The sequence below is a fragment of the Streptomyces sp. NPDC054047 genome, from assembly GCF_055585065.1.
This window is the reverse complement of record NZ_JBVJKV010000010.1, coordinates 243,517-268,362: the sequence shown is the minus strand read 5'-3', so window position 1 is coordinate 268,362 and position 24,846 is coordinate 243,517. Positions and strand designations below refer to the sequence as shown.

Here is a 24,846-nt window from a genome sequence, read left to right as displayed (position 1 = left end):
GCGTCCCAGGGGACCGGTGCGGCTCCCGGACCGTGCCCGCCCTGTGGACCGGTTCCAAGGTCACCCGAACGTCGCTTGAGAACGGCCGTCGAGACTCGGGGTGCCTCAGGAGATCTCAGGAGATCGAACCCGCCACGACCACGAGCAATACGACTCACGAGTGAAAGGTAGGGCGGCACATGGCTCTGTCCGCCATCGCATACAAGGTGAGGCCCGGACTCGACGACGAGATCGCGCGCGTCCTCGCCGACGAGCCCGAGCGACTCGCCCCCTTGTCAGCCACGGGGCTGTTCGCGCAGGGAGACACCGTCATGCGGGTGTTCCACCACCACGACGACGCCGACGACGTGATCCGCGCGATCACCGATCGGGACGCGGCCCGGCTGGCCCCCTACCTCCAGGACGGCGGCGGCCCGGCCCCGATGCTGTGCGTACAGTCCCGCTTCATCGAGGACCGGCCCGCCGGGATGGCCGCGCTGCGCTACCGGGTCAAGTCCGGGCACGCGGAGGACATCCGCAAGGTGTTCGCCGAGGTCCAGGCGGAAGCACGGCCCACCCTGCGCGGGGAGCAGGGCCAGGAGACCGGGGTGATCCTCGGCGTCGGCCTGTTCGTCCACGACGACAACATGATCCGCGTGGTGCTGTTCGACGGTGAACTGGACGACGTGGCCGCCTACATGTCCAAGCGCGGCGGACGCCCGGGCATGGAGCAGAAGCTCGCCCCGTACATGGCCGAGGAGCGCCATGTCGAGACGCCCGAGCAGTTCCTGAAGCAGTTCCGCGCCAACACCATGCGCTGTGTCAGCCAGCAGCGGATGCCCGCGCTGTCATGACGGCCCGGCTGGTCGTCTACCACCGGGCGCCCACCGACGACCCGCTCGCGGTGGAGCGCGCCTACCGCCTCTTCCTGCCGGACTTCCGGCCCACACCGGGAGTGCTCGGCGTCGCCCTGCTCCGGCTGGCCAAGGACCCGTACGGCTATGCGGTGATCACCGACTGGGAGGACGCGGACGCGTACGAACGGTGGCGGCAGGGGCCGGCCCACCAGCAGCGGAAGACCCCGCTGCGCCCCTATCAGGACCAGCAGCGCACGCCCTGTTACGAGCTGTACGAGGTGCTGGACACCGCGCCCGCCGCAGCGCGGGACCTCGCGGCCAAGGACAGTGCGCCCGGCACGGCCCGGGACGCCGACAAGGAGTACCCCTCGTGACCGTAGACACACAGCCCCTGGACGGTGGGCTCAAGGACAAGCGGGTGCTCGTCACCGGCGGCACCCGTGGCATCGGCCGGGCCATCGCTCTCGCCTTCGCCCGGGGCGGGGCCCAGGTGATCACCTGCCACCTCGGCTCCCACGAACCCGACGCCGAACTTCGCCATGCCGTACGGGACATCCACCGCGCCGACGTGTCCAGCGGGCCCGATGTGGCGCGGCTGGCCGAGGCCGTGGCCGAGACCCTGGGCGGCCTCGACGTCCTGGTCAACAACGTGGGCGCGGACGGCGCGGCGCCGCTGGCCAGGCTGGAAGAAGACGAGTGGGCCCGGGTCATGGACCGCAACGCGACCGCCTGCTACCGGGTCACGCGGGCCGCCCTGCCCCTGCTGGGCGAGGGCTCGTCCGTGATCAACATCGGTTCGGCCGCCGCTCTGCGCGGCAGGCCCGCGGCCGCCCACTACGGAGCCGCCAAAGCGGCGCTGATCGGCTTCACCCGTGCGCTGTGCAAGGAACTCGGCCCGCAGGGCGTCCGGGTCAACACCATCGCACCGGGCATGGTCGCCGACGGCACCGAGGACCCGCACGACCCCGTCACCCAGCGGATCGTCGCCCTGACACCGCTGGGGCGGCTCTGCCGCCCCGAGGACGTCGCCGCCGCCGCCCTGTTCCTGGGCAGCGACAGCGCGGCGTTCCTCTCCGGAATCACGCTCAACCTCGATGGAGGAATCTGATGCCGTACGCCGCGATCAGCTACCGGATCAAGCCGGAGAGCCAGGAAGAAGTCGCCGAACTCTTCTCCGGTTTCCAGCGGGTGAGCACCCCGGTGTTCACCGACGACGACGGCCAGGAGGTGGGCCGACTGCTGGGCACCGCCGTCTTCCTCCAGGACGACGTCCTGGTCCGCGTCATCCACTACGAGGGCGACTTCGCGCAGATCGGGCGGCACATGGGCGCCCAGAAGGGCGTCCACATCCTGGAGGAGAAGCTGGCTCCCCACCTGGCCGAGGCCCGGGAGACCGACACCCAGACCGTGGACGGCTTCACCTCGCACTTCCGCTCCTCCGTGATGCGCTGCATCTCCCAGCTCTCCATCGACACCCACCCGCAGGCGCAGAGCCAGAACTGATCGACGAATCTAAGGAGTTGGGCATGACCGCCACCGGCACGTCCGGCACGACCCCGCACGGTACGCCCGGCACGCACCCCGCCGGTCCGACGGCCTCCGCCCCACCCGGGCCGCCCGGCGGGGCCGCGATCCCGCCCCACGCCCGGCTGCTGCTGCTCACCAACGGCAAGCGCGTCTCCCAGGTCGTCTACGCGCTCGCCGAGGCGGGAGTGGCCGATGTGCTGGCGGGCGGCGAGCTGACGGTGTCGCAGCTCGCGGAGAAGACGGGGACCGACCCCGGGGCGTTGCGCCGGATGCTGCGCTGTGCGGCGGCGGTCGGGGTCTTCACGCTGCGGGAGGGGGGGAAGGTCGGGCTGACCGACATGGCCCAGGCGCTGCGCAGCGATGTGCCCAACAGTCAGCGCGACATGATCCTGTTCAACGGCAGCGAGGCGGTCAGCCGCCCGTACGCCGAGATCAGCACGGCGTTGCGCACCGGACGGCCGGTCTTCGACGACATCTTCGGCATGGACTTCTTCGGGTATCTGCGGCAGCACCCGGAGACCAGCGCGCTGTTCGACCGGGCGATGTCCCGGATGAGCGCCACGACCACCCAACAGCTGCTCGAATCCTTCGACTTCGGCAGGTTCCGGCGCATCGCGGACATCGGCGGCGGGCAGGGGTACTTCCTCAGCGAGCTGCTGCTGCGCAACCCGGGGACGCGCGGCACGCTCGTGGACCAGCCGCAGGTGGTGGAGAACGCGCCGGCGTTCTTCGAGGAGAAGGGGGTCGCCGAGCGGGCCGAGGTGGTGAGCGGCGACTTCTTCGGCGAGCTGCCGGGCGGCCACGACGCGTACGTGCTCAAAGCCGTGCTGCACGACTGGGACGACGCCGCGGCAACCTCGATCCTGCGGGGCATCCGGCGGGCGATCGGGGACGACACGGCGGCCCGGCTGGTGGTCCTGGAGCACGTTCTGGCGCCGGGCGACACCTGGGACCAGGGCAAGTTCCTGGACATCGACATGCTGCTGCGATTCGGCGGCGCCGAGCGGGATCTCGGCGAGTGGCGGGAACTGCTGGCCGCGGGCGGCTTCGAGCTGGAGGACGAGCCCGCCGCCGGGCGCTGGGCCGTGCTCACCTGCCGCCCTGTGTGACGGCGGCCGGGGCCGCCGGCGGGGGACGGGCCACTGAACAGTGAACTTGACGGTGAGCACTGTTCAGCTAAGGTGAGCACTGTACAGCTCGCCCGTCCTCTCGGAAAGACGATCATGACTTCCGAAACAACTGCCGCAAAGGCACTGGAACCGCTCAAGAAGTCCCGAGTGGCCCTGCTGACGACGTACAAGCGCAGTGGCGTCGGGGTCGCGACACCCGTCGGCCGGATCCTCAAAGAGGACCGGATGTTCTTCAACACCCGGTCGAAGACGTGGAAGGTCAAGCGGCTGGCCAACAACCCGCGGGTCACCCTCGCCCCGTGCACCCGCAGGGGCAAGCCCCTCGGGCCGACCGTCGAAGGCGTGGCACGCCTCGTCCCGCCGAAGGCACAGGGCGAGATGTCGACCTTCGAGAAGATCCAGAGCTCCGCGTGGATCCTCATCTACCGGCTGATGTACCAGGACCGCCCGCTGACGTACGAAGTACGCCCCGCGGCCCCTGGCGAGGACCCCTTCGCGCAGGACGACGGCGGCCGCTGACCGCCCGCGGCCACCGGCCGCGGGCGTACCGGCCGCGCGTACGGGCGCGCACCCGCTCCCGGCTTGAGCCCGGCTCAAGCGAAAGAAGTGCGGGGCCCTCAAGAATCGACCGCAGCAGTGCAGCAGCAATTCCTCAGCGCCGACCACACTGCTGAAATGCGTGCATATATCGGGTGGAAGGATTCGTTTCCATGGAGATTTACGAAATAGTCGCGGGTTCCGGTGGGATCAAGGCACCGGAGACCGTGCCCGCCGGTGTGGTGACCTTTCGCATCCAGGCCACCGACCCCGACGACGCCTGGCTCGGAGTCGTGAAGCTGGCCGATGGAATTCCGCTGGAAAAGCATGTGGACAATCTCCGGACGGCCTATGGGTACGGCCCGGACGCCATGGCCGCCAGCAAGGTCGTGGACCGGGAATTCACGATGCTCGGTGGCGGCGCGGTCACCGGTCGGACGTCGGTCTCCTTCACCGCGGAGCTCACCGAGGGCACCTACCACCTCTTCGACTACAAGCGCGTCAAGGACGACGGCTTCACCGCGGCCTCCATCCCCGTCGTGCGCGCCGAGGCGGGGTCCGGGCAGGCAGCCGCCGCGCTCCCCGAGGCGAGCGTGGAGATCGTGCAGTGCCGCACCGACGACGGGCCGCGCTTCAGGGCCCCGGACCGGATTCCCAGCGGCGCGTCGATCCGGATCACCAACGACGTCGGCCAGTACAACGAAGCGATCCTGATGGCGGTGAAGGAAGGCGCCACCAGCGAAGACGTGGCGGCGTTCTTCACCGCCAAGTCCCAGGGGCTGAAGCCCCCGATGACGGATCTGATCCGCGCCAACCCGGTCGGCTGTGTCCCGCTCTCCCACGGACGTTCGGCGGTGATCGCCGCCGATCTGACGCCCGGTCCGTATGTCCTCACCACCTGGCTCACCAACCTCACCACGGCGCGGATGTTCGCCGTCGAGGGCATGCACCAGATGATCACCGTCGACTGACGGGGCCGCGGCCACCAGATCATCACCCGCACACTCACTCACCAGCACCCGGAAAGGCAGAGACAACATGTCGCAGCGCAGCAAGGACGAAGAGGCGATCAAGGAGATCCTGCTCAGCATGGCCAGGGCATGGAACGCGGGCGACGGCGCCGGCTACGCCGCCCCGTTCCTGGACGACGCCAACTACATCTCCTACGACGGGCAGCTGGCGGAGGGCCGCCAGGTCATCCAGGACATCCACCAGATGCTCTTCGACGGGCCCCTGAAGGGCTCGAAGATGGACGACCAGCACCACGGCGACCCCAAGATCCACTTCCTCACCGACGACTCCGCCGTGATCATCTCCGTCGGTGGTGTCTCGTTCGGCGAAAGCGCGGAGACCGACCCCGACCGCGGTTCGATCGTCAGCCTCACCGCGGTGCGCCAGGGCGACACCTGGAAGCTCGCCTCCTTCCAGAACACCCGCCGTCAGGCCGCCTACCAGCACTGACCGCCGTACCGGCCCCGGGCCCGCGCCGGAGTACCGGCCGGGCCCGGCGCCGGTACGGGACCGGGCGGACCACCGCAGAAGGGAGGACAGCGTGGTGTCACACATCTTGGCGGTCCTGGCGCTGACCGCCTCCGGAGTCGGCGCGGGAGTGCTCACCGCCGTCGCCATCAGCGTCTTTCCGGCGCTGTGCAACATGCCGCCGGAGCGCTATGTGGAATCGCACCGGATGTTCGGCAAGGGCTTCCACCCGACCATGCCGATCGTCTTCAACGTCGGGATGTTCTCGGCGTTCGCGCTGGCCGTCATCGAGGGGGGCGCGTCCAGCATTCCGTTCACCGCCGGCGGCCTGGCCCTGCTGGCCAGCCAGTGCGTGTCCCACCTCGGCAACGTCCCCATCAACCGGCGGCTGGCGGCGCTCGATGCGCGGAACATCCCCGACGACTGGGACGACCCCCGGCCCAGGTGGGGTCACCTGAACCGGATTCGCGCTTCGCTGGCCGTTATCGCGCTCGCCCTGATCGCGACCGCCACGGCGGTCTCGTAACACCCGATGGTCTCACTCGGGTTTCACCGCCAGGGCCAGCATCTCCGGGCCCCCGTCCATCAGCTGTACGGACGGGGCCCGGAATCCGCATGCGGCCAGCCAGCCGCTCAGCTCGCCGAAGGTGTACTCCGAGCCGGACTCGGAGAACAGCAACTGGTCGAGGCTGGCCAGCGACGATTCCCGGCTGTGCTGCCGGCTCTCGTCCGTGAGCTGGTCGAAGACCAGCAGCGTGCCGCCGGGCCGCAGCGCGTCGAAGGCCCGGCGCAGCAGCCGGAGCCGCTCGTCCTCGGACCAGTTGTGCAGGATGCGGCCCATGATGACGACGTCGGTCTCGGGCAGCGGCTCCTCGAAGAAGTCCCCGCCCTGGAAGGCGACCTTGTCCCCGGCGCCCGCGCGCACCGCCATCGTGTCGAACTGCTCCTTCAGGGCGGGCAGGTCCACGCAGGTGCCGCGCAGATGCGGCTGCAGCCGAAGGAGTTCGAAGGCGAGGGTGCCGTTGGAGCCGCCCACGTCCACGAACGACTCGTAACGGGACCAGTCCAGGGAGCGGGAGATGACGGGGGCCGCGGCCCGCGCGAAGACGGCCATGGCGTCGACGTAGACAGCGCTCCACTCCAGGGGCCCCTCCTGACCGTCGGCGCCCCCGTCCTGCTGCGCGGCGTCCGGCTGCCCGCCGCCCTGTTCCGAGCCACCCTCTTCCGCGCCCCACTCTCCGTCGCCTCCGGCGGTGAAGCCGGTGCACGGACGGCCGGTCCGCAGGCTCGTCTCCAGCTGCGGCCACAACCAGTACAGCCCTCCGTTCAGCCCGAGATAGCCACCCAGGTACGTCTCGGTGTGCTGGGCGTCCAAGTGGCGTGCGGCGACCGGCGTGTTGGCGTACATGTCACCGGTGCGCTCCAGCAGCCCATGGCTCACCAAGGCGTCCAGGAAGGCCTGTGCGCCCCGCGGGTGCAGCTCCAGGCGCCGCCGGAGCTCCGCGCCGCTGAGCGGGCCGGAACCCAGCTCCGTGAACACCTCCAGCCGCACCGCGGTCAGGATCAACTGCGAACTCGCGAACCCCTTGGCCATGCCCAGGAGTTCGTTCAGGTTCATTTCCACAGCAACACTCACTTCCCACAAGGAACGGACAACTGACATGACCAGTGCACAAGGACGGAAGAAGACCTCGCTGCGCGCCATCCGGCGCTCATTCGGCAGCTCCAGCAAGCCGATGTACGAGACCTCCGGCATCGTCGAGGCGTCGGTGGACGCGGTACGCGCCCTGCTCACCAACGTCTCCGAGGGCGAGGCGAGCAAGCGCAACGCCGTACTCCTCAACGACCCGGCCCAGAAGGTCACCCTCAAGGGCGGCCCCGACCGCTTCTCCCTGCCGTACGGTGCCGCCGAGGTGAACCGCAGCCGCGGCAGCTTCGCCGAGATGGGCAACTGGTGGTACAAGGGCGTCTTCACCGCCGAGCCGCACGCCAAGGGCACCCGGCTGCTGCTGCAGGTCTACAACCACGCCCCGAAGTTCCGGGTCTTCGTCTGGATGACGCAGTTCGGCCTGGCGGACGTGGCCGTGGACGCCATGGACAAGGCCCTGAAGCGGATCACCGCGGCGACCGGCTACAAGACCCACCGGGAACGGTGACGGCGGCGAGAGCGGCGACAGCGGTACGTCCGCCCGCCTGACGGGAGTGCTCAGCAGTGATACGTCCGTGGCCGGTGGGCACATGGTCGAACTCCCGTCTCCGCCGTCCGGTACCCGTCCACCGTGCCGTGCGGAGATCGATCCCCGCCGGAGCGTGGCTCGACGCACGCCCGAGCGCGGCCGCCCGGACCGGGCAGCACACCACAGCGCGGCAGGCCGGTGGTCACCGACACTGCCGCGCTGTGGTGTGCTGCCCGACGCCGCGGGCTGTGCTGTACGGCCCGCCGGCCGCCGTCTAGGGGCTCAGGCGGCCTCGAGACCGGCCCGGCCGATCAGGCGCATGGTCGCCATCGACCCGGCGCGCCGATAGCGCCCCAGCCGCTTCCGGTTCTCCACATGCGGTGCGCTGAGCTCGAACTCCCGGAAGCTCGCCTCGTCGGCCCAGTCGGTCATCACGTAGTAGGAGCCCTCCGAGCCGCTCTCCCGGAGCAGCCACTGCCCCAGATTCGCGGGCTGCTCGGAGATGGTCCTGGCGATGTCCCGCCAGGTCTCCTCGAACTCCTGGCCGGTCCCCGGCGTGATCTCCATGTGCAGGACGGCCCGGAACGTCTCCGGCTCGGCCACGTCCGACTCCTTTCCCAGATTTCGCGGACTTCCGGATGTCCCGGACAGCTCTGCTTGATGTTCCTGTTGAACCCGGGGGCGCGGAGGGGCGGTTGAGTGCCCCTCCGCCGGAGGACCGGGAGCCGGCCGTCAGCGGCTCCGCCGGCCGGCCGGCATATCGGCCCCGGCGGCCGGGTACGCCGCGCTCACCTCGTACACCCCGAACGGCCGCGCCATCCCGGGGTGCCGGTAGGGCCGCAGCGGCGCCGTCTGCCCCTTGTGCTCCGACCCTTGCTCCCAGCGGTCGAAGTCCGCGCGGCTGGCCCACCGGCTGACGACGATGAACTCCGCGGGATCGTACGGCGAGACCAGCAGCTCGTTGCCGAGCAGCCCCGGCACGCCCTCCATGGCCCGGCTGGCCTGGTGGTACGCGGCGGTGATGCCCTCGGTGTCCTCGGTGGAGTGATAGAGCAGGACTCTGATCTCCCCCTTCATCGCTGCTCCCTCCTACGCCCGGGACCGCGCCCCGGCCGCCGGGGCCTCGGCCACCAGCTCCAGGAACGCGATCGAGCCGCTGGAGCGGAACGGATGCAGCCGCGCCCGGTGCTCCAGGTGGGCCGGGCTGTCCTCGAACTCGCGGAACTCGCGCTCGCTCGTCCAGTCGCTGACGATGTAGAAGACGTCGTCCTCCTCGGTGCTGGACGCCAGCGAGTGGCCGCGGTTGGCGGGGTGCTCCCCGACCACCGAGGAGTGCTCCGCCCACGCCTGGATGAAGCCGTCCGCCATGCCCGGGTTGACCGTCATCTTCAGCAGCACCCGGAACGACGCGGCGCTCACGAGATGCCTCCGTCGACGTACACCACGGACCCGGTCACGTAGCGGGACAGGTCGCTGGCCAGCCACAGCACCGCGCCGGCGACCTCCTCGGGCTTGCCCAGCCGCCCGAGCGCGGTCTTCGGCTCGTAGCGTGCGAGCATCTTGGTGCGCTGCTCCTCCGGCATCTCCCACAGCGCCTCGGTCTCGATCACCCCGAGCGCCAGGACGTTGAAGCGCCAGCCCTTGTGGCCGAACTCCTTGGCCAGCGAACGGCTCAGCCCGCGCAGGGCCGCCTTGGTCGCGGTGTAGTGCGACCGCAGCGGGATGCCGACCTCGGAGGACTTCGAACCGACGCTGATCACCGAGGCGGTGGGCGACAGCAGCGGCAGCGCACCCTGGATGACCAGGTGGGCGGCGGTGAGGTTGGTGGCGACGATCCGGTTCCAGTCCGCCAAGGTCAGTTCCCCGTAGGGAACATGCGTGATCGCCCCGGCGTTGTTGACCACCAGGTCGAGCTGTCCGAAGGCCCGCTCGGCCTCGGCGAGCAGCGCGCTCACGCCCTCCGGCTCGGCCAGGTCGGCGCGCACCACATGGTGGTTGCCGCCGATCTCCTTCAACTCCCGCCGCAGCGACTCCACATGGTCGCTCTCCTGGCGGTAGCAGGTGATCACGTCCAGTCCGGCCCGGGCGAGCTCCAGCACGACCCCCCGGCCGATCCCACGGGATCCTCCGGTGACCAGAGCCTTCTTGCCTTCCACGTTCAGTTGCACAACGGACCTCCTAGGTCGCATCGGAAAAGATTCACAGCAGCGTCGCCAGCGCGGCGCAGTTGGCCGCGAGCGCCGCCGTCAGCAGCCAGGTGCGTACCTGGTTCCACCGTCCCCATGAGCGGCGCGGGTCCCGCTCCGCGAAGTCGGCGGGCAGTCGCTGCGGATCGAGCGACTGCACCCACCGGTTGACCGGCACGTTCTTCACCACCGACACCGTGATGGTGCCCAGGGCGAGCAGGGCCGCCAGGGCGTGCAGCACGCGTGCCTCCGAGTGGCTGCCCGCGATGGCCAGCACCGCCGCGCCCAGCGCCGTGCCCACGATGCACAGCGGCATGAACGGGTCGTAGCGGGTCGAGTAGAAGGCGTGCGCGTGCACATAGCGGGCCGGAGGGAGCAGGTTGAGATACGCGAAGCCGCCCAGCTGGGTGTTCATCATGACGCCGGCACCCAGACCGTTCACCAGCAGCACCAGGGGGACCATGACGACTTCCAGCACGAGGTCCCCTAACCGGCGTTGGACAGCTGGTCTGCCCTCGCCTCGACCCGCTCTTTGATGTGCTTCAGCTGGATGCGCGTGTTGGTGTTCAGGCGCTCGCTCATGGCGGCCAGCGTCACCGGGGCCTGCGGCTTCATCTCGAAGTCCTGCACCCAGCGCAGCTGCACGCCGGCGTCGGTCTGGGTGTACTCCCAGAACAGCGACATGTACTTGAACGGCCCGGTCTGCACCCGCTTGGAGTGTGTGGTCCGCTCCGCCTCGTTGACCGTACGGTCCGACGTCCAGCTCCACTGCTGCCCGTTCTCGTCCGGATGCAGCGTCAGCCGGAAGCGGATGGTGTCGTCGCCGAAGCGCTCCAGGATCTCCGCCCCGGCGTATTCGGTGAACAGCCGCGGCCAGGACTCCACGTCGTTGGTCATCTCCCAGACCAGGTCCATCGGTGCCACGATGACAATGGCGTTGTCGGTGTGTCCGGCGACAGTCATGCCCGCGCCTCTTCCTTCGTCTGACGGTTGATGCTGCTGTCCAGGGCGCCGCGCGGGTCGCGCAGAGTGAGCTCGCTCATGAATGCTGCTCCTGTCCGGTCATGTTGCTGAATGTGACTGTTGCTCAGCGGTCGATCCGGCCCAGCGCCACCGCGGCGTTGAACCCGCCGTACCCCCGGGCGATCACCAGCGCCACGCGCGGCGCGCACTCGCGCGGCGCCTCACGCACCAGGTCGATGCCGGGGATCGGCCGGGTGACGCCGGCGGTGTGCGGCACCACGCCGTCGCGCAGGCCGAGCAGAGCGGTGGCGACGTCGAGCGGGGCGCCGCCGCCGTACAGCCGTCCGCTGAGCACCTTGGGCGCGGTGACCGGCACCCCGGAGGGCCCGAACACCTCGGCGATCGCGTCGACCTCCTCCTGGTCGTGCAGCGGGTCGCCCATCGCGTCGGCGTAGACCACGTCCACGTCGGACGGGTCCAACCGGGCGTCGGCCAGGGCCCGTCGGAGGGTGCGGGGCAGCGAAGTGGGCTGTCCCGGCAGGTCGAACCCGGCCGCGTACCCGAGGACCACGCCGTAACCCCGGCCCTCGGCCAGCGCCGGTTCGCCCCGCTCCGCGATCAGGATCGCCCCGCCCTCTCCCGGCACATAGCCGCAGGCGTCCACGTCGAACGGCAGGTACGCGCGGTCCACCTGCTCGCTGCGCGACAGCTTCCCCGACGACAGCTGCGCCACCAGCCCGTACGGGCACAGCGAGGCGTCGGTGCCGCCCGTGACCACGAGCCGGGAATCGCCCCGCAGCAGACGGCGGGCCTGCCCCAACGCGTCGAGTCCGCCCGCCTGTTCGGCGCTGATGACCCCGCAGGGGCCGCGCATGCCGTGCCGGATGGAGATCTGGCCGGTGGTGGCGGCGTAGAACCAGGCGATGGACTGGTAGACGCCGACCCACCCGGGCCCCTTGGTGTAGAGCTGCTCCATCTCGCGCTGGCCGAACTCGGTGCCGCCCGAGGAACTGGAGGTGACCACGGCCATCTCGAACTCGTCGAGCGTCGCCAGGTCCGTCCCGGCGTCCGCGAGCGCCGCGTCCGCGCCGTAGAGCGCCAGATGGGTCCAACGGTCGGTCTGCGGGACCAGCCGCCGGGGCACGCTCTCCCGCGCGCTGAAGTCCCCGACCTCACCGGCCAGTACGACCGGGTACGAGGACGGGTCGAAGTGACTGATCCGTCCGATGCCGCTCTTCCCGGCGAGCACCGCCTCCCAGTGCTCTTCGGCGTCCATGCCGGTGGCCGCGACGACGCCGAGGCCGGTGATGACCATGTCATTGCCGTTCATTGCCGGTCTCCCGAAGGTTTGCGGATCACCATGGCGCTCTGGAACCCGCCGAATCCGCTGCCGACGCTGAGTACGCTGTCGAGCTGCCTCTCCCGTGCGGTCAGCGGCACGTAGTCGAGATCGCACTCCGGGTCCGCGTGGTGCAGATTGGCGGTCGGTGGGACGACTTGGCGGTCCAGCGCCAGCGCACAGGCCGCGATCTCGATGGAGCCGATCGCGCCCAGCGAGTGGCCCACCACCGACTTGATGGAGCTGACCGGTACCTCGTAGGCCCGCCGGCCCAGGCTGCTCTTGAACGCGGCCGTCTCGTGGCGGTCGTTCTGCTTGGTGCCCGAGCCGTGCGCGTTGATGTAGTCGATGTCGTCCGGGTTCAGCCGGGCCTCGGCCAGGGAGGCCCGGATGGCCGCGGCCATCTCCCGGCCGTCCGGCTTGAGTCCCGTCATGTGGAACGCGTTGCTGCGCCGGGCGTAGCCCGCGATCTCCCCGTAGATCGTGGCGCCCCGGGCCTTGGCGGCCTGGTACTCCTCGATCACCATCACCGCGGCCCCCTCACCGAGGACGAAGCCCCGGCGCTCGGCGTCGAACGGCCGCGATGCGTGCTCGGGGTCGTCGTTGTCGGGCGAGGTCGCCTTGATCGCGTCGAAGCAGGCGGAGGTGATCGGCGACAGCGGTGCGTCCGTGGCGCCCGCGAAGACGACCTCGGCCGACCCCTCGGTGATCAGCTGCACCCCGTGGCCCACCGCGTCGAGGCCCGAGGTGCAGCCGGTCGAGGTGAGCGACACCGGCCCCTGCGCCCCGACGTCCCTGGCCACTTCCACGGCCAGCGTGCTGGGCACCATCTGCTCGTACAGATGCGGCACCCCGTAGGTGTGGTCGACCAGCCAGCGGCGGCCGCTGTCGGACAGGACCTGGTACTCCTCCTCCAGGCTCATCGTGCAGCCGACCGCACTGCCGATGCTGACCCCGAGCGTGCCGGGGTCGAGCGCCGCGAGGTCCAGTCCGCTGCCCGCGAGCGCCTCCCGGGCGCAGACCACGGCGAACTGCGCGGCCCGGTCCATCCGCCGGATCTCCTGGTGCGTCAGCCCGGATGCCATCGGGTCGAAGTCCACCTCGGCGGCGATACGGGAGCGGAACCCGCTCGGGTCGAAGAGCGTGATGTTCCGGGTCTTGCTGCGCCCGGCGACGAGCACCTCCCAGAACGCGTCCTTGCCCACCCCGCCCGGGGCCACGACCCCGATACCAGTGATGACGGCGCGTCGGCTCATCGGCTGCTCCAGGCAAGCGTGGTGTGAGCCCGACGCGTCGAGTGCGCCGCGTCCGTCTCCTCGCTCACAGCTGCCGTCCCTCGCCCGCGGTCCAGACGTAGAACGGGTTGGCCATCGCGTCCTTCGGCTCCTTCCAGTCGGGGTCGTACGGCGCCACGAACTGGGTGAGCTTCTCGCTGACGTCGTTGTAGAGCGGGTGGCGGCGCGCCTTGTACAGGTCGGGCGTGATGTCGTCATCGGCCTCGACGAGGTGGAAGTACAGGTCGTGGAAGGCGAAGAGCGTTCGCCGCGACACCCCCACCATGCGCGGCAGGTCGGTGGCGTCGGACTGGGCGAATGTGTCGGCGATGCCGGCGGTGTCCCGTGCCTCCTGCAGGCGGGCAACAATGAGAGTCCTGTGCACGGCTGTCCCCTTCAGCTGGATGAATGCGCGCCAGGACAGTCGCAGTCGGCGTCGGAGCGCCACTCGATCTGCATTAAAATATCGGCCGAATCGCAGCGGACTGGTCGGTTCCGGCCATCTGTCCGACGCCGGAACCGTTAGCGCGATAAAGCCGCGCCGCGACGGTCACTGCGCGTGCCGGAGAAACGATCAAGGAAAATGGCCGGACATAGTCGACGAGACGTCACACGGTTCCCGTACGTCACCCTTGACCTTTCGGCAGACACACATACGCTCCGTCCTGCGGCTCAATCGATCCGCGACAATGACTCAAGCGACACGCGAGATTGAGGCGTGTACATTCCAAACGACCCTGTAGCAGGATTGGGGTCAGCACCGAGCGAGACGGGGGACCAAGACGGGGATGCAAGACGGGGATATACAAACGGGGCCTGAAACAGGCGTGTCGTTGCGGATACGCCTGCCGATGCGAGCACGGCGTCACCCTCTGATATCGGCCTTCCGGCCACTGACCGGCCCGGACGGGCTGGTGGAGACGGTGCACACGCCTGTCGCGCGGTATCAAACCGGCCACCGGCGCGTTACGTCAGCGCCACAGATGGCTGTTCTCATCGGCTTCATGAAAAAGACGCACCGGGGCGCGGTGCGACTTTTCAAGGTGCCGCTTCGCCATCTCCATGTGACCCTCTTGTGGCCTCCTGAAAGCGGAAGAAGCTATTCCACTCAGGTGATCGTCGCGATTTAAACAAACCTTGCAAAGCCCGAACAGGTTTCACCGGAGGACAGGTTCGTTCACAAGGGAGGATTCACGATGCGATTCACGGTTCTTGGCTCGGTCGAGGTCATCAATGGAGACCGGCACTGCACACCCTCCGCACCAAAAGTCCGTCAAGTGCTCGCCCTTCTCCTCCTCCGGGCCAATCACCTGGTCCGGGTTGACTCCATCATAGAGGAACTATGGTGCGATTCCCCGCCCAAAAGCGCCATGACCACCGCCCAGACATACATCTACCAACTCCGCAAGATGATTGAGCGGGAGCGGTTCGCACAGCGCGGCGAAGACATTCTGCAGACCCAGTCCTTCGGCTACCTCCTCAACTTCCGCACGGACGCCATTGACGCCTGGAACTTCGAGAAGCTGGCGGCGGAAGGCCAGGCCGAACTGAGGGCGGGGCGCGCCGAGCAGGCAGCCGCCACCCTCGCGAAGGCCCTCAAACTGTGGGCCGGCCCCGCGCTCGGCAACATCGCCTGCGGGCCTGTACTCAGTGCGTACGCGGTGCAGTTGGAGGAGCAGCGGCTACAGGTGCTCCAGCAGCGCATCGAAGCGGAGCTCCAACTCGGCAGGGAGCGCGAGCTGGTTGGCGAACTGCGGCGGCTCGTCGCGGAGAACCCGCTCAACGAGTGGTTCCACGGGCGGCTCATCCGCGTGCTTCAGGCCATCGGCCGCCGTCACGAGGCCTTGCAGACCTACCAGAAGTTGAGGACGATACTGAGCGAGGAGATCGGGCTGAGCCCGTCGATCGAGGTACAGCGCATACACCAGGGCCTTCTCGCCGACGACCAAGTGCTCCTCCCCAGGCAGAACGCTCACATGGGCCCGTCGACAAGCGCTCCCGAACGAACAGGCACCGTTGGCCCTCGCAGGTCGCGATCCGCCTGAACCCCCAGCCGTCGACCGACCCACAAGGCGTCCACCCCCGGAACACGGGGGTGGACGTGGTCACGCCGTCCGGAGTCGGCGCCACCATGTCGCGGTATACGGCGTTCACCTTACAAGAACAACGTTCTGCCCTCAAGAGGCCTCTCCATGTATCCTCAGCCCATGGCCAGGATCGATCCCCAAGACAACCTCGCTGACGACGCCGGCGCTCTCGCTCCGTTGCCTTGGGATCAGCACCGCCTGTCCAAACGCACCGCTCCCAAGCGCAAGCCGCTGACCCTGAAGACGATCATCGACGGAGCCCTTGACGTCCTTGACCGCGAGGGCATCGAAGTCCTGAGCATGCGCAAGGTCGCGGCGGAGGTCGGCGTCACCGTCTCGGCTCTCTACGCGCACGTGCGCGACAAGGACGAGCTGCTCCAGGTCATGTACGAGCACGTCTACTCCCAGTTCCGCGTGCCCGAGCCGGACCCGGACAACTGGCGCAAACAGATCAAGGACATGGCCCACGATCTGCGCGACCTCCTCCAGTCGCACCGCGACATGGCCCGTATCTCCATGGGCCGTTACCCCGCCGGCCCGGAGATGATCGTCCAACTGGAGCGGATGCTCGCCCTCTTCCTCACCGCCGGACTCCCCGTCCCCATCGCCGCCAAGGCGGGCGACATGCTCTCGCTCCTGGTCGAAGGCGTCGTCCTGGAATCCGACATGTGGAACGAGCGGGGCATCGACGGCGATTCCGGCGACGAGGTCCGCAACTACTTCGCGGACCTCCCCAAGGACCGCTTCCCCAGGCTGACCGAACACGGCCCGGTGATGTTCACCGACTCCCCCGACGCCCGCTTCGCGCTCTTCCTGGACGTCTTCATCAACGGCCTTGCCCTCTACCGCACAGCGCCCGCCGAAGCCTCCGACGCGGCGGCCACCGAACCGGCATAGCCCCGCCCACCCGGCGTTCGAGTTCGCCTCGAAACCCCCCGGGCACGGTGAAGAACCCAGGTGCCATCTACGCGCCACAGGCCTTCACCGAACAGGGGTGCACCATGAACGCGGAACAGCTGAACGCGGAGAAGCAGCGCGTCTCCGTCGCCACCATCGAGCCCAACCGCCGTCGCGGCGGCGATCTGCGGCTCACTCTCGGCCCGAAAACCGTAGGCGCGACCTCCGGCTTCGGCGGCTTCCTCAAGCTCCAGCCGGGCGAACTGATCACCGAGCACCTCCACCCCTACTCGGAGGAATTCCTCTACGTCATCGAGGGCGACCTGGAGATGAGCCTCAACGGCGAGAAGGTCTCCCTCGCCGCGGGCGACTCCTTGCTGGTGCCCATCTCCGTCCGGCACCGCCTGGTGAACACGGGCACCACACAGGCCACCGTCATCTTCCACCTGTCGCCCCTGGCTCCCAGCCCTGAACTGGGCCACGTGGACACCGAACAGCCCACCGACGCCTCCCAGCCCCACATCCCCGTGGGAAGCCCCACCCCCTCCTCCTGACCCGCACGTGGTCCCGGGCCGGCCCCCTTCCGCCCCGGGACCACGTCCCTCACGGGCCCGACCGGCCGGATGCCGGGCCCGCTACAACCCCGCGATCGCGTTCCACCGCTTCGCGAACTCCGTGCGCTCCTCGGAGGTGATGTCCCGCGCGATCGCGAGCCGCTCGCGCATCGTGTCGTCCGGGAAGATCAGCGGGTCCTCGGCGAGCGAAGCCAGCTCCTTGTCCTTGGACGAGGCGAGGATGTCGCGCGCGGCCGGCACCGGACAGACGTAGTTGACCCAGGCGGCGAGCTCGGCGGCCACCTCGGGCTCGTAGTAGTAGTCGATCAGCCGTTCCGCGTTCTGCTTGTGGCGGGCCAGGTTCGGGATCATCAGCGACTCCGCCCACAGCTCGGCGCCTTCCTCGGGCACGAGGAACTCGATGTCCGGGTCGTCCGCCTGGAGCTGGATCACGTCACCGCTGTAGGCCTGACAGGCCAGGACGTCGCCGCTGGAGAGGTCCTTGATGTAGTCGTTGCCGGTGAAGCGGCGGACGTGCTTCGAGGCCACCAGCTTCTCCACCCGGTCGCACATGCGGTGGAAGTCGTCGGCCTTCCACTTCGTGATGTCGACCCCGTCGCCCTGCATGAGCAGCGCGAACGCCTCGTCGAGGCCGGAGAGCAACGTGACCTTGCCCTTGAGATCGCCGGCCCACAGGTCGGACACGTGCTTGATCTCCCGGCCGAGCCTGCGCTTGTTGTACGCGATGCCGGTGATGCCCGACTGCCAGGGGACGGTGTGCCCCCGCCCGGGGTCGAAGTGCGGTGAACGCAGCAGCGGGTCCAGGTACTTGGTGACGTTCGGCTGCCGGGCGCGGTCCATCTCCTGGACCCAGCCCAGCCGCACGAAGCGGGCGCACATCCAGTCGCTGATGACGATGAGGTCGCGGCCGGTCTCCTGGTGGTTCATCAGGGACGGGCTGATCTTGCCGAAGAACTCGTCGTTGTCGTTGATCTCCTCCGTGTAGCGGACGTCGATCCCGGTCCGCTTCTCGAAGGCGTCGAGCGAGGGCCGCTTGGTCGAGTCGTCGTCGTCCGTGTCGATGTACAGCGGCCAGTTGGCGAAGGTCAGCGACTTGTCCTGCCGGGAGCGGTCCGCGGCGGCGCGCTCGCCGGGTCCGATGTACGCGGCGGGCACACCGCAGCCCGCGAGCGTGCCGAGGGCCGCCCCGCCGCCGATGACACGCAGCAGGGACCGGCGGGAGACTGAGGAGGCACTGGGGTTCGCTCGCACATCGGCAGCATGCGCCTGGGTGTCACGTACAGGCAATGGACGCTGCGTCGAGCCGAGCGGTCCGGAAGCGACACCCTGTCGATCTGTCCGATCACCCCCGCCCGCGGGCGCTCACGCGGGCGCCAGCCACCCCGCCAGATCCCCCGCCGTGATCCGCACCGGCGCGGCCGCGTCGACCGGACCCGGGTAGAGCCGGTACACCGTGCCGGACGCGGCATCCTCCGCCCCCTCCAACTCCCCGTGCAGGAGCGCCAGCAGAGCACGGCGCCCCGCCAGCTCCGGCCCCGGCTCCGCGCGCAGCTCGTCCGGCTCCCAGCCGTCGCGGACGCGCAGCGCGAAGTCGGCGCGCGGCTCGTCATCGGCACGGCGGTAGCCCCACAGGACGTGGCCACGCCCGCGCACGTACACGGGCCCGTCGGTGCGGGCGGCGGCCGTCCAGCAGGCGAGGTCCCACAAGGTGGCACGACCGCGCGGCTGGAAGGTGTCCAGCAGGTCGTTGCCCATCCGGCCGAGCCGCTCGCGGTAGCGCCACACGTCGTGGTGGCCGTCGCCCGTGCCCAGGGTGACGTCGGCCCACCAGGCGCGGCGCGTCCGCAGGTCGACGATCATCGGCACGCGCAGCGCCGCGTCACCCGCGAGGTCGAAGCGCTGCCGGACCGTGCGCGGGTCGTACACGGCCCGCTTCTCGCCGCTCACCGCCATGAACCCCGAGAAGGCGTCCGGGAGTTGGTCGAAGGGGACGTTGTTGTACGAGAGGACCGCGGGCACCACGAAGCGCACCCCCGCGTTGGCCAGCCGCGGCAGGTCCAGGTCCAGGTACTCGGTGGCGCCGTGCGGGGCGGGCGCCGACGTCAGGTCCCCGGAGTGCCGGGCGGCGCCGCCCGCGTACGTCAGATGCGTGTAGTCGCACAGGCCGACGAAGCGCCACAGGTCGTCGTAGAGCGCGACGGACAGGTCGAGGTCGACGCGCACGCCCTTGGGCTGGCGCCAGTGCAGGAAGAGCCGCACGTTCTCGCTGTCCGCCGGCATGGGCAGCGAGCTGCCGCGCGGCACAGCGACCAGCGAGGCCGCCGAAGCGCGCTCGGCGAACGGCACCGGCAGATCGGCGAGCGAGGCGTCCAGGACGGCCACCTCGTACCGCTCCCCCTCGCGAACAGCGAGCCGCCGTACGGCCTCCGCCTCGATCAGCTCACCGGCGCGCCCCACCACGCGGGACGGCAGCGGGGGCCGGTCGTCGTCGATCGCGTACGCCTGGGTGACGCGCCCGCGCGGGAAGAAGACGCGGCGGTGCCCCGGCACGGAACGGACCTTCATGCGGCCGTACGCACCGAGCAGCGGCCCGGGAGCGGTGTGCGGCAGAGCGTTCGCGAGCGCATCGGCCAGCACATCGGGCAGGGTCTCGGCGCCGGAACGGGCCAGCAACAGGTCCAGGCGGCGCAGGAGTTCGCCGGGCCGCTCGCGCAGCAGCCCGGCCGCGGCCGTGGTGTCCCAGCGGCCGAGCGCCTCCTCGACGCGCCCCTGCCAGGTGGAGATCCGCAGCCGGTCGCCCTCGATGCGGACGTCCTCGTGGCGGGCGGCCTCGGCGAGCAGCACCTCGGACAGCGCACCGTCACCGATGCGGGTGCCGCGCAGGACGGCGAAGGCGAGCGCCACGCGCGCGTGGCGGTGGGGCTGCTCGAAGGGGTGCAGGATTTCGCCGACCCGCTTCCAGGCGCGCGGGTCGCGGGCCATGTCCTCGGCGAGGCGTCGCAGGTCCAACCCGTCGAGCAGGGCGAGGAGTTCACGGCGCACGGGACGCGGGAGCCCGCGAAGACGCGGCGGTTCGAGCAGGTCGGGGTCGCCCCCCATTGGGGTCTCCCCTGCTCGAACGGAGTTGAGAGCTTGGGGAAGTACGACGAGAATCCGCAGCACGTCGGTGGCGGTGTCCACGTACCGCGCGATCAGCGCACGCGTTTCGGGGAGGTCGAGCAGCGGCGCGAGGGCGAGCGCCTTGCTCTCGCGCAGCGGTATCTCGGCCGGGAGCCAGTCGGCGGCGTCGGCCGGGTCCAGGTGACCGAGGAGCAGGACGAGGTCGTCGTGGTCCTGGGGGTTGAGGGGCGTACGGCGGGCGAGCAGGGCGGCGAGTTCGGCCGCGGTGTCGCCGGGCGCGGCGATGCCAAGGGCGCGCAGGACCTCGCCGCCGTCACCGCCGAGCCCTGCCCCGGTGTCGAGCCAGGGGTCGGTGGGCCCGTCCGTCTCGTAGCGGTTCTCGCAGATCAGGCAGGCGTACCAGACGCAGCAGTCCTCGCAGCAGCCCCAGTCGTCCTCGATGCGGTGGCACTCGTCGCACAGCAGGTGTCCACAGGGCGCGAGCGCGCGGACGCGGGCCTTGGTGCTGGCGCAGTTCATGCAGGGCTGGTGCGGCTGGGCGGCGAGATGCCGGGCGACGAGAGAAGTGAACCGGTCGTACGCGTGCTGGTACGGGACCTCTGCGGGGAAGCTCCGGAACAGCGGGGCGTGGTGACGGTCCGAGCCCATCAGCGCGTCGACGTCGGCGAGCAGCTTCATGCCGGTCGCGGCGAGGTCGGCGGCGGACAGCGCGGTGAGCGCGCGGCGCAGCGGGGCGGTCAACAGGTGCCCGCGGTCGGCGAGTTCGGCCTCGAGGACGACCACACCGGCGTCGGCCACGGCGGTCCGCCCGGCCCCGGAGGGCACGAACACGCTCTGCCGCCGGCGCAGCAGCAGCCCCGCGAGGTCGTCGGTCGTCTTCATCAGGTCACACCCCCGTAGTACAGAAAATGCGGGGGCGGGGAGTGGGTGCGCTACGGATCTTTTGCAGAGATGAGAAAGAAGGAAGCACACCACGGAGCCGCCCCCGCGTTCCTGACGGTACGCGGGGGCGGCGGGGCCGGGCATCCCAATTAGCCCAGGGCCAGGGAGGACTAACCCTCGATCGACGTCATCACGTGCTTGATGCGCGTGTAGTCGTCGAAGCCGTACGCGGAAAGGTCCTTGCCGTAGCCGGACTTCTTGAAGCCGCCGTGCGGCATCTCCGCGACCAGCGGGATGTGCGTGTTGATCCAGACGCAGCCGAAGTCGAGGACCTTGGCCATGCGCATCGCCCGCGCGTGGTTCTGCGTCCAGACCGAGGAGGCCAGGGCGTACTCCACGCCGTTGGCGTACGACACGGCCTGCGCCTCGTCCGTGAAGGACTGGACGGTGATGACCGGGCCGAAGACCTCGTTCTGGATGATCTCGTCGTCCTGCTTGAGGCCCGAGACGACGGTCGGGGCGTAGAAGAAGCCCTTCTCGCCGACCCGCTGGCCGCCCGCCTCGACCTTGGCGTGCGCCGGAAGGCGGTCGATGAAGCCGGAGACCTGCTTCAGCTGGTTGGCGTTGTTGAGCGGGCCGAAGAGCACGTCCTCGTCGTCCGGCTGGCCGGTCTTCGTGTCGGCCGCCGCCTTGGCCAGCGTGGTCACGAACTCGTCGTGGATGGACTCGTGGACGAGCACGCGCGTGGCGGCCGTACAGTCCTGGCCCGCGTTGAAGAAGCCCGCCATCGAGATGTCCTCGACGGCCTTGGCGATGTCGGCGTCCTCGAAGACGACGACCGGCGCCTTGCCGCCCAGCTCCAGGTGGACCCGCTTGAGGTCCTTGGAGGCGGACTCGGCGACCTGCATGCCGGCGCGCACCGAGCCGGTGATGGAGGCCATCGCCGGGGTGTTGTGCTCGACCATCGCGCGGCCGGTGTCACGGTCGCCGCAGACGACGTTGAAGACGCCCTTGGGGACGATGGAGCCGATGATCTCGGCCATCAGGACGGTCGACGCGGGGGTCGTGTCCGAGGGCTTGAGGACGACGGTGTTGCCCGCGGCGAGCGCCGGGGCGAACTTCCATACGCCCATCATCATCGGGTAGTTCCACGGCGCGACCTGCGCGCAGACGCCGATCGGCTCGCGGCGGATGATGGAGGTCAGACCCTCCATGTACTCGCCGGCCGCGCGGCCTTCGAGCATCCGGGCCGCTCCCGCGAAGAAGCGGATCTGGTCGACCATGGGCGGGATTTCCTCGGACCGCGTCAGGCCGGTCGGCTTGCCCGTGTTCTCGACCTCGGCCGCGATGAGCTCCTCGGCGCGCTCCTCGAAGGCGTCGGCGATCTTCAGCAGGGCCTTCTGGCGCTCGGCCGGCGTCAGGTCACGCCAGGCGGGGAACGCGGCGGCGGCGGCCTCCATGGCGGCGTCGACGTCGGCCTGCCCCGACAGGGGCGCGGTGGCGTAGGGCTCGCCGTTGGCGGGGTTGACCACCTCGGTGGTCCGGCCGTCGGCGGCGTCCCGGAATTCTCCGTCGATGTAGTTACGCAGACGGCGCAGCTCGGTGGTCACTTCCGGCCCTCCAGTCAGATGTCCAATGGATGAGACTCCCACCCTAGTCGGTACACCGACGCTTTCAACATACCCGGGGCCCCCAAGCTGCGAAATCCGTGACGATCGAAGCTCCAGACAACGAATTTCATCGATCTGACCTTGCGGAACTGTCGAGTCCTGTGCACCATGGGGTCGTGGCCAGTCGCAGCGCAGATTCCAGCGGTTCCCGACCAGGGAACGGTTCTTCGTCCATCGACGCCGTCTCCCTGGCGATCATCGAACAGCTTCAGGAGGACGGACGCCGTCCGTACGCCGCCATCGGCAAGGCCGTGGGCCTGTCCGAAGCGGCCGTGCGGCAACGCGTCCAGAAGCTGCTCGACCAGGGCGTGATGCAGATCGTCGCCGTCACGGACCCGCTCACCGTGGGTTTCCGGCGTCAGGCGATGGTCGGCATCAATGTCGAGGGCGATCTGGATCCGGTCGCGGAGGCGCTGACGGCCATGGCCGAGTGTGAGTACGTGGTCATGACCGCGGGCTCCTTCGACCTGATGGTGGAGGTCGTCTGCGAGGACGACGACCACCTTCTCGAAGTGATCAACAAGCGCATCCGCGCCCTCCCCGGCGTGCGCTCCACCGAGAGCTTCGTCTATCTGAAGCTCAAGAAGCAGACCTATATGTGGGGAACCCGATAGCCGTGAGCAAGGACCTCAGCCGAACCGCGTACGACCACCTGTGGATGCACTTCACCCGCATGTCGGACTACGAGAACGCACCCGTGCCCACCATCGTGCGTGGCGAAGGCACCTACATCTACGACGACAAGGGCAAGAAGTACCTCGACGGCCTCTCCGGCCTGTTCGTGGTCAACGCCGGTCACGGTCGTCACGAGCTCGCCGAGACGGCGTACAAGCAGGCGCAGGACCTGGCCTTCTTCCCCATCTGGAGCTACGCGCACCCGCAGGCCGTCAAGCTCGCCGAGCGCCTCGCGAACCACGCGCCGGGCGACCTGAACAAGGTCTTCTTCACCACCGGTGGCGGCGAGGCCGTCGAGACCGCGTGGAAGCTGGCGAAGCAGTACCACAAGCTCACCGGCAACCACCAGAAGTACAAGGTCATCTCCCGCGCGGTCGCCTACCACGGCACCCCGCAGGGCGCCCTGTCCATCACCGGCCTGCCCGCGCTCAAGGCCCCCTTCGAGCCGCTCGTCCCGGGCGCGCACAAGGTGCCGAACACGAACATCTACCGCGCCCCGATCCACGGCGACGACCCGGTGGCCTTCGGCCGCTGGGCCGCCGACCAGATCGAGCAGGAGATCCTCTTCGAGGGTCCCGAGACGGTCGCCGCCGTGTTCCTGGAGCCGGTGCAGAACGCCGGTGGCTGCTTCCCGCCCCCGCCCGGGTACTTCCAGCGGGTGCGCGAGATCTGCGACAAGTACGACGTGCTGCTCGTCTCGGACGAGGTCATCTGCGCCTTCGGCCGCCTCGGCACGATGTTCGCCTGTGACAAGTTCGACTACGTCCCGGACATGATCACCTGCGCCAAGGGCATGACGTCGGGCTACTCCCCGATCGGCGCCTGCATCATCTCGGACAGGCTCGCCGAGCCGTTCTACAAGGGTGACAACACCTTCCTGCACGGCTACACCTTCGGCGGCCACCCGGTCTCGGCCGCGGTCGGCAACGCCAACCTCGACATCTTCGAGAAGGAGGGTCTCAACCAGCACGTCCTCGACAACGAGGACGCGTTCTACCAGACCCTGCGCAAGCTGCACGACCTGCCGATCGTCGGCGACGTCCGCGGCAACGGCTTCTTCTACGGCATCGAGCTCGTGAAGGACAAGGCCACCAAGGAGACGTTCAACGACGAGGAGACCGAGCGCGTCCTGTACGGCTTCCTCTCCAAGGCGCTCTTCGAGAACGGCCTGTACTGCCGCGCCGACGACCGTGGCGACCCGGTCGTCCAGCTCGCCCCGCCGCTGATCTCCACCCAGGAGACCTTCGACGAGATCGAGGGCATCCTGCGCCAGGTCCTCACGGAGGCGTGGACGAAGCTCTGAGCCATGGGGAGACCCATGGTGTGATCGAGTGATCAACACCGGCCCCGGGGGCGCCCGTTCGAGTGAGAACGGGTGCCCCCGGGCCGCGTCGTTTCCAGGCAGCCCGGCCTGGATCCCTAGCGTGCCCAGTGACCGATCGGCCCCGCCTTCGTTCCCCCGTACGGGGGAGGCAAACTGATCTGAACCGAG

General features: G+C 69.3%; 28 protein-coding genes. 15 read left to right on the top strand and 13 right to left on the bottom strand.

All coding sequences use genetic code 11. The annotated features are described in order from the left end of the window. The first annotated feature begins 179 nt into the window (after positions 1-179). From ACZ6ZP_RS31930 to ACZ6ZP_RS31890, 9 genes are all read left to right on the top strand, one after another. Positions 180-833, top strand: coding sequence for a SchA/CurD-like domain-containing protein (locus tag ACZ6ZP_RS31930; protein WP_361470198.1), 654 nt, complete (start codon positions 180-182; stop codon positions 831-833). Then, positions 830-1,210 carry an antibiotic biosynthesis monooxygenase family protein gene (locus ACZ6ZP_RS31925; RefSeq protein WP_351165505.1) on the top strand — a complete coding sequence of 127 codons (381 nt, stop codon included), beginning with the start codon at positions 830-832 and terminating at the stop codon, positions 1,208-1,210. Before ACZ6ZP_RS31930 ends, ACZ6ZP_RS31925 begins: the two co-directional genes overlap by 4 nt. After that, positions 1,207-1,944 carry an SDR family NAD(P)-dependent oxidoreductase gene (locus ACZ6ZP_RS31920; protein WP_351165503.1) on the top strand — a complete coding sequence of 246 codons (738 nt, stop codon included), beginning with the start codon at positions 1,207-1,209 and terminating at the stop codon, positions 1,942-1,944. The genes ACZ6ZP_RS31925 and ACZ6ZP_RS31920 overlap by 4 nt, the downstream gene beginning before the upstream one ends. After that, on the top strand, positions 1,944-2,339 hold the full coding sequence (locus ACZ6ZP_RS31915; protein WP_351165501.1) for a SchA/CurD-like domain-containing protein: 396 nt from the start codon (positions 1,944-1,946) through the stop codon (positions 2,337-2,339). Before ACZ6ZP_RS31920 ends, ACZ6ZP_RS31915 begins: the two co-directional genes overlap by 1 nt. Positions 2,340-2,362: 23 nt before the next feature. Beyond that, positions 2,363-3,472 carry a methyltransferase gene (locus ACZ6ZP_RS31910; RefSeq protein ID WP_469409277.1) on the top strand — a complete coding sequence of 370 codons (1,110 nt, stop codon included), beginning with the start codon at positions 2,363-2,365 and terminating at the stop codon, positions 3,470-3,472. A gap of 114 nt (positions 3,473-3,586) precedes the next feature. Continuing rightward, entirely contained in the window at positions 3,587-4,012 is a 426-nt protein-coding gene (locus ACZ6ZP_RS31905; protein WP_351165496.1) for a PPOX class F420-dependent oxidoreductase, read from the top strand. A 191-nt stretch (positions 4,013-4,203) separates the two neighbouring features. Continuing rightward, the gene (locus ACZ6ZP_RS31900) at positions 4,204-5,001 is read left to right on the top strand and encodes a hypothetical protein (protein ID WP_351165494.1); all 798 of its coding nucleotides are present in this window, start codon (positions 4,204-4,206) and stop codon (positions 4,999-5,001) included. Between the two features lie 67 nt (positions 5,002-5,068). After that, positions 5,069-5,491, top strand: a complete 423-nt coding sequence (locus ACZ6ZP_RS31895; protein WP_351165492.1) for an SgcJ/EcaC family oxidoreductase — start codon at positions 5,069-5,071, stop codon at positions 5,489-5,491. A 91-nt stretch (positions 5,492-5,582) separates the two neighbouring features. Further along, positions 5,583-6,035 (top strand): DUF1772 domain-containing protein, encoded by a 453-nt coding sequence (locus tag ACZ6ZP_RS31890; protein WP_351165490.1) that lies wholly within the window; start codon positions 5,583-5,585, stop codon positions 6,033-6,035. Positions 6,036-6,047: 12 nt separating this feature from the next. Here ACZ6ZP_RS31890 and ACZ6ZP_RS31885 read toward each other — a convergent pair whose 3' ends face one another. Continuing rightward, the gene (locus ACZ6ZP_RS31885; RefSeq protein ID WP_366461438.1) at positions 6,048-7,145 is read right to left on the bottom strand and encodes a methyltransferase; all 1,098 of its coding nucleotides are present in this window, start codon (positions 7,143-7,145) and stop codon (positions 6,048-6,050) included. A 25-nt stretch (positions 7,146-7,170) separates the two neighbouring features. Here ACZ6ZP_RS31885 and ACZ6ZP_RS31880 point away from each other — a divergent pair, with 25 nt between their 5' ends. Beyond that, positions 7,171-7,665: a hypothetical protein gene (locus ACZ6ZP_RS31880; protein WP_351165485.1), complete on the top strand. Its 495-nt coding sequence runs from the start codon at positions 7,171-7,173 to the stop codon at positions 7,663-7,665. A 303-nt stretch (positions 7,666-7,968) separates the two neighbouring features. On the opposite strand, the gene ACZ6ZP_RS31875 is transcribed toward ACZ6ZP_RS31880, so the two are convergent. The 9 genes from ACZ6ZP_RS31875 to ACZ6ZP_RS31835 all read right to left on the bottom strand — a co-directional run bounded on the left by ACZ6ZP_RS31875 (position 7,969) and on the right by ACZ6ZP_RS31835 (position 13,833). Then, positions 7,969-8,289 (bottom strand): antibiotic biosynthesis monooxygenase family protein, encoded by a 321-nt coding sequence (locus ACZ6ZP_RS31875; protein ID WP_351165483.1) that lies wholly within the window; start codon positions 8,287-8,289, stop codon positions 7,969-7,971. A 129-nt stretch (positions 8,290-8,418) separates the two neighbouring features. Next, entirely contained in the window at positions 8,419-8,763 is a 345-nt protein-coding gene (locus ACZ6ZP_RS31870) for an antibiotic biosynthesis monooxygenase family protein (protein WP_468616337.1), read from the bottom strand. A 12-nt stretch (positions 8,764-8,775) separates the two neighbouring features. Next, positions 8,776-9,105, bottom strand: coding sequence for an antibiotic biosynthesis monooxygenase family protein (locus tag ACZ6ZP_RS31865; protein WP_351165478.1), 330 nt, complete (start codon positions 9,103-9,105; stop codon positions 8,776-8,778). Continuing rightward, positions 9,102-9,854 carry an SDR family NAD(P)-dependent oxidoreductase gene (locus ACZ6ZP_RS31860; protein ID WP_351165476.1) on the bottom strand — a complete coding sequence of 251 codons (753 nt, stop codon included), beginning with the start codon at positions 9,852-9,854 and terminating at the stop codon, positions 9,102-9,104. The genes ACZ6ZP_RS31865 and ACZ6ZP_RS31860 overlap by 4 nt, the downstream gene beginning before the upstream one ends. 31 nt (positions 9,855-9,885) lie before the next feature. Further along, positions 9,886-10,350 carry a DUF1772 domain-containing protein gene (locus tag ACZ6ZP_RS31855; RefSeq protein WP_351165474.1) on the bottom strand — a complete coding sequence of 155 codons (465 nt, stop codon included), beginning with the start codon at positions 10,348-10,350 and terminating at the stop codon, positions 9,886-9,888. Between the two features lie 8 nt (positions 10,351-10,358). Next, complete coding sequence (locus tag ACZ6ZP_RS31850) at positions 10,359-10,835, bottom strand: SRPBCC family protein (protein ID WP_351165472.1); 477 nt, start codon at positions 10,833-10,835, stop codon at positions 10,359-10,361. Between the two features lie 124 nt (positions 10,836-10,959). After that, entirely contained in the window at positions 10,960-12,165 is a 1,206-nt protein-coding gene (locus ACZ6ZP_RS31845) for a ketosynthase chain-length factor (RefSeq protein ID WP_351165470.1), read from the bottom strand. Continuing rightward, on the bottom strand, positions 12,162-13,430 hold the full coding sequence (locus tag ACZ6ZP_RS31840) for a beta-ketoacyl-[acyl-carrier-protein] synthase family protein (protein WP_351165468.1): 1,269 nt from the start codon (positions 13,428-13,430) through the stop codon (positions 12,162-12,164). Before ACZ6ZP_RS31840 ends, ACZ6ZP_RS31845 begins: the two co-directional genes overlap by 4 nt. A 64-nt stretch (positions 13,431-13,494) precedes the next feature. Next, positions 13,495-13,833 carry a TcmI family type II polyketide cyclase gene (locus ACZ6ZP_RS31835; protein WP_351165466.1) on the bottom strand — a complete coding sequence of 113 codons (339 nt, stop codon included), beginning with the start codon at positions 13,831-13,833 and terminating at the stop codon, positions 13,495-13,497. Between the two features lie 811 nt (positions 13,834-14,644). Between ACZ6ZP_RS31835 and ACZ6ZP_RS31830 the strand changes: the two genes are divergently transcribed. The 3 genes from ACZ6ZP_RS31830 to ACZ6ZP_RS31820 all read left to right on the top strand — a co-directional run bounded on the left by ACZ6ZP_RS31830 (position 14,645) and on the right by ACZ6ZP_RS31820 (position 16,986). Next, positions 14,645-15,493 carry an AfsR/SARP family transcriptional regulator gene (locus ACZ6ZP_RS31830; protein WP_351165463.1) on the top strand — a complete coding sequence of 283 codons (849 nt, stop codon included), beginning with the start codon at positions 14,645-14,647 and terminating at the stop codon, positions 15,491-15,493. 162 nt (positions 15,494-15,655) lie between these two features. After that, complete coding sequence (locus ACZ6ZP_RS31825) at positions 15,656-16,432, top strand: TetR/AcrR family transcriptional regulator (protein ID WP_351165461.1); 777 nt, start codon at positions 15,656-15,658, stop codon at positions 16,430-16,432. A gap of 104 nt (positions 16,433-16,536) precedes the next feature. Beyond that, positions 16,537-16,986, top strand: coding sequence for a cupin domain-containing protein (locus ACZ6ZP_RS31820; protein ID WP_351165459.1), 450 nt, complete (start codon positions 16,537-16,539; stop codon positions 16,984-16,986). A gap of 81 nt (positions 16,987-17,067) precedes the next feature. Here the strand turns inward: ACZ6ZP_RS31820 and ACZ6ZP_RS31815 are convergent, their stop codons facing one another. The 3 genes from ACZ6ZP_RS31815 to ACZ6ZP_RS31805 form a co-directional block, all read right to left on the bottom strand. After that, a complete protein-coding gene (locus ACZ6ZP_RS31815) occupies positions 17,068-18,258 on the bottom strand; it encodes an ABC transporter substrate-binding protein (protein ID WP_351165457.1) in 1,191 nt (396 codons plus the stop codon). A 111-nt stretch (positions 18,259-18,369) separates the two neighbouring features. Beyond that, positions 18,370-21,009, bottom strand: a complete 2,640-nt coding sequence (locus ACZ6ZP_RS31810) for an MXAN_6230/SCO0854 family RING domain-containing protein (RefSeq protein ID WP_469409270.1) — start codon at positions 21,007-21,009, stop codon at positions 18,370-18,372. 170 nt (positions 21,010-21,179) lie between these two features. Further along, a complete protein-coding gene (locus ACZ6ZP_RS31805) occupies positions 21,180-22,619 on the bottom strand; it encodes a gamma-aminobutyraldehyde dehydrogenase (protein WP_351165453.1) in 1,440 nt (479 codons plus the stop codon). A 161-nt stretch (positions 22,620-22,780) separates the two neighbouring features. On the opposite strand from ACZ6ZP_RS31805, the gene ACZ6ZP_RS31800 reads away from it, so the two are divergent. Both ACZ6ZP_RS31800 and ACZ6ZP_RS31795 read left to right on the top strand, forming a co-directional pair. Continuing rightward, the gene (locus ACZ6ZP_RS31800) at positions 22,781-23,293 is read left to right on the top strand and encodes an Lrp/AsnC family transcriptional regulator (protein WP_351165715.1); all 513 of its coding nucleotides are present in this window, start codon (positions 22,781-22,783) and stop codon (positions 23,291-23,293) included. After that, positions 23,278-24,657: an aspartate aminotransferase family protein gene (locus tag ACZ6ZP_RS31795; RefSeq protein ID WP_351165451.1), complete on the top strand. Its 1,380-nt coding sequence runs from the start codon at positions 23,278-23,280 to the stop codon at positions 24,655-24,657. Before ACZ6ZP_RS31800 ends, ACZ6ZP_RS31795 begins: the two co-directional genes overlap by 16 nt. The last annotated feature ends 189 nt before the right edge of the window (positions 24,658-24,846 follow it).